Source organism: Algoriphagus sp., from assembly GCF_039969895.1.
Taxonomy (GTDB): domain Bacteria; phylum Bacteroidota; class Bacteroidia; order Cytophagales; family Cyclobacteriaceae; genus Algoriphagus.
Window position 1 is genome coordinate 1 of record NZ_JBDVMZ010000011.1, and the last position, 6545, is coordinate 6545.

General features: G+C 45.9%; 8 protein-coding genes. All 8 read left to right on the forward strand.

The features are described 5' to 3' along the window. On the forward strand, positions 1-706 hold a 706-nt coding region (locus tag ABJH64_RS06060), incomplete at its 5' end, for a TraG family conjugative transposon ATPase (RefSeq protein WP_348299742.1). 124 nt (positions 707-830) lie between these two features. Continuing rightward, positions 831-1535, forward strand: a complete 705-nt coding sequence (locus ABJH64_RS06065) for a conjugal transfer protein TraI (protein ID WP_348299743.1) — start codon at positions 831-833, stop codon at positions 1533-1535. 27 nt (positions 1536-1562) lie between these two features. Beyond that, on the forward strand, positions 1563-2210 hold the full coding sequence (locus tag ABJH64_RS06070) for a hypothetical protein (protein WP_348299745.1): 648 nt from the start codon (positions 1563-1565) through the stop codon (positions 2208-2210). Positions 2211-2217: 7 nt separating this feature from the next. Further along, positions 2218-2841, forward strand: a complete 624-nt coding sequence (locus ABJH64_RS06075; protein WP_348299747.1) for a TerB family tellurite resistance protein — start codon at positions 2218-2220, stop codon at positions 2839-2841. A gap of 29 nt (positions 2842-2870) precedes the next feature. Beyond that, positions 2871-4091, forward strand: a complete 1221-nt coding sequence (traJ, locus tag ABJH64_RS06080; RefSeq protein ID WP_348299748.1) for a conjugative transposon protein TraJ — start codon at positions 2871-2873, stop codon at positions 4089-4091. Positions 4092-4102: 11 nt separating this feature from the next. Further along, positions 4103-4720 carry a conjugative transposon protein TraK gene (gene traK / locus ABJH64_RS06085; protein ID WP_339880973.1) on the forward strand — a complete coding sequence of 206 codons (618 nt, stop codon included), beginning with the start codon at positions 4103-4105 and terminating at the stop codon, positions 4718-4720. A gap of 2 nt (positions 4721-4722) precedes the next feature. Then, entirely contained in the window at positions 4723-6012 is a 1290-nt protein-coding gene (traM, locus tag ABJH64_RS06090; RefSeq protein ID WP_348299749.1) for a conjugative transposon protein TraM, read from the forward strand. Positions 6013-6041: 29 nt separating this feature from the next. Next, a partial coding sequence (locus tag ABJH64_RS06095; RefSeq protein ID WP_348299750.1) for a DUF4138 domain-containing protein occupies positions 6042-6545 on the forward strand: 504 nt, incomplete at its 3' end.

Consider the following 6545-nt stretch of genomic DNA (forward strand, 5'->3'; position numbering starts at 1 on the left):
CGGAAATTTCCTGTATGTGCTTCGCCCCTATTATAAAGGCGGGGAATTCGATTATCTACTGAATGCCTCAGAAAATCTGGATCTACTCAAGGAACGCTTTATTGTCTTTGAACTGGACAACATTAAGGACCACCCCATCCTTTTCCCAGTGGTCACCATCATTATCATGGAGGTCTTTATCAACAAAATGCGCAAGCTGAAAGGCATCCGCAAACTCATACTGATAGAAGAAGCCTGGAAAGCCATCGCCAAGGAAGGCATGGCTGAATACATCAAATACCTGTTTAAAACTGTCCGCAAATTCTACGGGGAAGCCATCGTGGTCACCCAGGAGGTAGAGGACATCATCAGCTCGCCTGTCGTCAAGCAGGCAATCATCAACAACAGCGACTGCAAAATCCTGCTCGATCAATCCAAATACCAGAACAAATTTGACCAGATCCAGCAACTTTTGGGGCTTACGGATAAGGAACGCGCAATGGTACTTTCTGTCAACATGGCAAATGACCCCAAACGCAAATACAAGGAAGTATTTATCAGTCTGGGCGGCACCCTTTCCAAAGTTTACCGCACCGAGGTTTCCAAAGAAGAATACCTGGCCTATACCACCGAGGAAACCGAGAAAATCAAGGTCATGGAGTATGCCGAACGCTTTGGTTCCATCCAAAAGGGAATTGCAGCCCTTTGTGCTGAATCGGATACCTAACCCTCAACACTAAACCATTCACTTATGGAATCGACACTATTAAAATCATCATTAAACACACAGAGCAATGATTATTTTAATCGTCAAAGATTCCATCTGGACTTAAAAAAACAATTATAAACAGATGAAAATCAATAGAAAAATACTCCGCAGATCCCTGATTCTGACCCTGCTGTGCTCTTTCCTTACGCTATCCCCAAGGCAGAGTGAAGCAGCTGTCCCCTTGGCCATCCTTGAAATTATCAAAGCGGGTGTGAAAAAAGTGATTGTGGCCATGGACCTCAAGATCCAGCGCGAGCAGAACAAAGTGCTCTGGATGCAGAATGCCCAGAAGGTATTGGAAAACACCTTATCCAAACTCAAGCTGGAACAAATTGCCGATTGGACAGAAAAACAGCGGGATTTATACGGGAAATATTTCAATGAATTGCAGACTGTCAAATCAGCCATTTCAGGATTTCAGCGGATCAAAGAAATTTCCCAGAAGCAGGCACTCATCGTGTCAGAATACAAAAAAGTCTGGGCAGTCATCCAGCAGGACGGGCATTTCACCATATCGGAAAAGGAATATATGGCCAGGGTCTATGGGGGCATTTTGGCAACCACGGTGGAAAACCTGGACCAGATGGCCCTCCTGGTCAAATCCTTTACCCTGCAGATGAGCGAGGGGGAACGACTGGCACTGATCAATGAAACCGCCAACAAGGTGGATCAAAACTATCAGGATCTGATAGCCTTCAATCTCAGCAACGGGCAGCTCAGTCTGCAACGGGCTGCAAATACCAAGGAACTCGAACAGGTCCAATACCTCTACGGAATCACCCGCTAAAGCAGCACCCAATTAAACTACAAAAACATGAAACGACTGATTCTCATTTTCTATCTGGCAAGCATGTCCCTGCCTTCCCATGCCCAAACCTGGAATGAATGGTGGAAGCAGAAAGATACCCAAAAGAAGTATCTGGCAGAGCAGCTCATTGCCTTGAAAGCCTATGGAGCTGTGCTCAAAGAAGGCTATGAAGTAGCATCCAAAGGATTGGGTTTGGTGCATACCATTCAAAATGGTGATTACGCGCAGCATGAAACTTATTTCAGCTCATTTTCTACAGTCAATCCCAAACTCCAAAAGCATCCACAAGCAAAAAGCGCCATTGCTCTCTATTCCAAAACCAGACAACTGAGTTTAGAAATTCCCAATAGACTCTTTGCTGAAAACAGCTTCACAGCCTCAGAAGAAAAAACCATCCGCCATGTGCTTCAGTCCATTGCTAAAGACTGCAACAATATCCTGATTGAGCTGGAAACCCTGCTTGAAAATGATGAATTGAGAATGAGTGATTCTGAAAGGGCCATTCTACTCAAAAAAATACATGGAAGTATGCTGGAAGCCTACACCTATACCGTCCGATTCTACCAAAACTGCCAAAATCTAAGCCTTTCCCGTCAACATGAATCCCAGGCAATCGAACATCAGAAAAGTCTATTCCTTACATCCCAAGACTAAACGAGCTATGAAACCATTCCTAATTTTCTTAATCCCGATATACCTGTCAGTTGGGCTTCAAAATTCGAATGCCCAGGCAGAAGAGGCTGCTCAGCTCCTGCTCAACGTCACCAAACTGGAACAACTCAAGCAGATCCTTGCTGATCTGGAAAAAGGGTACACCACCCTGAGAACAGGCTATTCTCAGATTGAAAACCTGGCCTCGGGAAACTTCAGCCTGCATGAAGCCTTCCTCAATCAACTCCTCCAGGTCAGCCCTGCTGTAAAAAACTACCACAAAACAGCAGAAATCATCAGCTATCAGATCAAGCTGGTCAGGGATTACAAACGGGCATTTTCCAGCTTCAAAGCTTCAGGCCAGTTTACAGTAAATGAAATCTCTTACCTGTCTCAAGTCTATGGAAATCTATTTAAAAAAAGCCTGCAACAACTTGATGAACTGACGCTGGTATTGACTGCAGGAAAACTGAGAATGTCCGATGAAGAACGGCTGGAAGCCATAGACCACATTCACCTGGAAATACAGGACAAGCTGATGTTCCTGACCGCATTCAACCAGGAAACCCAGCTACTGGCTATCAGCCGATCCAGAGGCGAGCAGGAACTGGATGGAATAAGAAACCTCTATTAAAATAAGGACAACTAAGCCTGTCAAACACCATGAAAGCACTTCTTAAATCCATCACTGCACTTTCAATAACCATTCTTATCCCGGTGACTTCGCATGCACAGGTAGGCTATGACAGGGGACTGCATGGTGTATTGGAAGAGCTATACACCGAGATGATGCCGCTGTGCAGCCAGTTGATCAGCGTGGCACAGGGAATAGCTGGCTTTGGAGCTTTATGGTATATCGCCTCCAGAGTCTGGCGGTCTATTGCCAATGTGGAACCCATAGATTTCTACCCACTGTTCCGTCCCTTTGTCATCGGCTTTTGCATTCTTCTTTTCCCCTCAGTTTTATCCCTGATAAATGGAGTGATGAACCCTACCGTCACCGCCACAGCAGCAATGGTGGACAATTCCAATCTGGCAATCGAGAATCTGTTAAAACACAAAGAAGAGCTTGTCAAAGGAACCATTCAGGGAGTGATGTTCCGCAACAATCACCACGAAGGAGATTATGAAAAATGGCTCAAATATACCGAAGGATTACCTGAGGGAAGTGATTCAGGTAAATCCTGGTGGGAATCCCTCAGCAGCAAATTAGAATTTGAAGGTGCAAAATGGAGTTTCAACTTCAAGCACTGGATCAAGCAAGCTCTTGCAGAAATTTTACAACTGCTCTTTGAAGCCGCAGCGCTCTGCATCAATACACTGAGAACCTTCCAGCTGATTGTACTTTCCATTCTGGGTCCCTTGGTTTTTGGGCTCTCCGTCTATGACGGTTTCCATCACACATTGACGGTCTGGCTTGCCCGCTACATCAACATTTATCTATGGCTTCCCGTCGCCAATATCTTCGGTGCTATCATCAGCACTGTACAGGAAAAAATGCTGGTACTGGATATCGGACAAATCGAAAGCACAGGAGACACCTTCTTTTCGGCAACCGATACAGGGTACCTGATCTTTTTGATCATTGGGATCATCGGCTATTTCTCAGTGCCTTCAATGGCAAACTACATCGTCCACGCTGCCTCGGGAGGATCTCTGCCACATAAAGTGACTGGCTTTTTTACCAGAGGAACGACCAACACGGTAGCTGCGGCAGGAACAGGAGCTGTATTGGCGGGGAAAGGTGCCAGCATGGCTGCAGACTATTTAGGAGATCAAGCAGGCAAACTCCGTCAATCTATGTCCTCTCACAGCACTTCCTCGGGATATTTCAATGAGGGAAACAGGTATCAATCCGACAAACTCAAAGGAAACAACAGCTAAAAAGAACGACCATGTTTACCAAACCAAAAAATATCGATACTGCCTTCCGTCAAATCCGGCTGTTCACATTGGCTGTAATCATCGGATGCCTACTCTTTTCCGGGTTTACCCTTTACCAAAGCCAGCAACTGACTGCCGGATTGCAGCAAAAGGTATATATCCTGGCCAATGGGAAAGTTCTGGAAGCTTTGTTGACTGACAGAAGAGACAACCTTTCTGTTGAGGCCAAAGACCATATTTCAACTTTCCACCGGTATTTCTTCACGCTGGACCCCGATGATATTGTAATCAAAGCCAATACTACCAAAGCCCTTTACTTGGCTGATGCTTCCGCTAAAAGGCAATACGATAACCTGCGGGAAAGCAATTACTACTCCAACATCATTGCAGGAAATATCAGCCAGGAAATCCAGACTGACAGTGTGCAGGTGGACCTAGAGGAAACCCCTTACTATTTCAGGTACTACGGCAAGCAGGTTCTTACCAGAACCGGATCCATTGTCACCAGGCAACTGATCACAGAAGGCTACTTAAGAACTGTCTCCAGAAGCGGGCACAATCCCCATGGATTCCTCATTGAAAACTGGACTACGCTTGAAAATTATGACATCCAAATCCAAACACGATAGTTATGAACCATTCAAACAACCAAAAATTCCGGCAAAAGCGACAGCAGCTGCTCATGATCCCAATCCTGACTGTGCCCTTCCTGACCCTGACCTTTTGGGCATTGGGAGGAGGCAAAAATCCGGGTGATTTACCTGTTGGCGAAAAGCAGAAAGGCTTTAATCTGGAGCTTCCAGGAATAACAGAAGCAGGGGAAAAATCCCTTGATAAAATGGGGCATTACCAGCGCTCCTATACCGACTCCAGCCGATACTTTCAGGAAGTCAAAAAAGACCCTTATTACAGGATGGCATTCAATGCCGAAACAGAAAAGGGGACCAATCCATCACTGGAATCACAAGAGATAGAACCTAGATCTAATCAACACCTTTCCAATAACCTGTACAGTGATACCCAGGAAGAATTGATTCTAGAAAGACTGGAAGCACTCAACAAAACCCTTTCTGAAAGTCCTGAACCCGTGACTACAGCAGCTGCTTATCCTGATGAAGTCAGTACTGCTTCAATGCAATCAAACTCAGGATTGGATGCGGATCTGGACCGGCTGGATCAAATGATGCAGCAGATGCAGAGTACAAACGCTCAGCCAGATCCCGAATTTCAGCATATGGCAGAACTGCTGGACAAGATTCTCGACATCCAGCATCCAGAGCGGGTGCAGCAACGGGCTGAAGCAGAACGAAAAGCAACTTTATCAGATCAAACCCCAGTCATTTCACCAGTTTCCAACCCCCAATCCACAAGTCTGCATAACTCATCACCGAATGAAATTCAAAATGAAAGCCTAGCCCAAAACGGCTTCTTTGGATTGGAAACCAATGAAACAGAACCCAAGGTCTCCCAATCAATCCAGGCGGTAATCCATGAAGAACAGACACTGGCTTCCGGAGAAACGGTCAGGTTGCGGTTAACCCAAGAAACCAACATCGCAGGCAACTTACTCCCCAAAGACCAGCTGGTGTATGGGATAGCTTCTTTGAACGGAGACCGGCTGAAGATTTCCATCCGTCATATCCGGCTATCCGATGCTATTATTCCAGTAGATCTCCGCATCCATGATGCCGACGGCATGGAAGGAATACGGATTCCCGGTTCCATTACTCAGCAAGTCAGTTCGCAATCAGGAAATCAGGCCTTACAGGGACTGGGGGTTAGCAGCTTTGACAATTCCCTGGAAGCCCAAGCTGCCAGTGCCGGGATAGAAACCGCAAAAAGCTTCCTGGACAAAAAGATCAGACAGGTCAAAGTAAATCTCAAAGCAGGCTATCAGGTCTGGATTGTTGAAAACAAGTAATTATTCCCCGACTCCTTAAATCTAATCACATGAAAATTACCCATCTCATTTTATTTGCAGCTTTGGTTCTGCTTACTACTGTTGATTTAAAAGCACAGGGTATTTCCAGAGGTTCCTCACAGACCATTCCTGCCTCCCAGCTCCAAATCAGCGATCAGATGACCACCAACCTGATTTTTCCCTATGCAATAAAAAGCGTGGACCGGGGAAACCGGAACATTCTGGTCCAGAAAGCCAGTGCTGTTGAAAACATCCTACAGGTCAAAGCTGAAAACAGTGAATTGCAGAACAGCAATCTTACGGTAATAACTGAGGACGGCAGCTTCTATTCCTTTGCGGTGGAGTACCAAGAAGTCCCGCAAAAGCTCAATCTGAGAATCCTGCAAACAGGTAATTCAGACTTGGCAGATTTTGGGAATCAGATTCAGGCAGAATCTGAACTGGCAGAGACAGCAAGAAAAGTTGCCACAAAAAACAGGTCCATGCCCGCCCTCCGCCAGCGGAGGTTTTTGACAGGGGTTGCTCTGACCGGA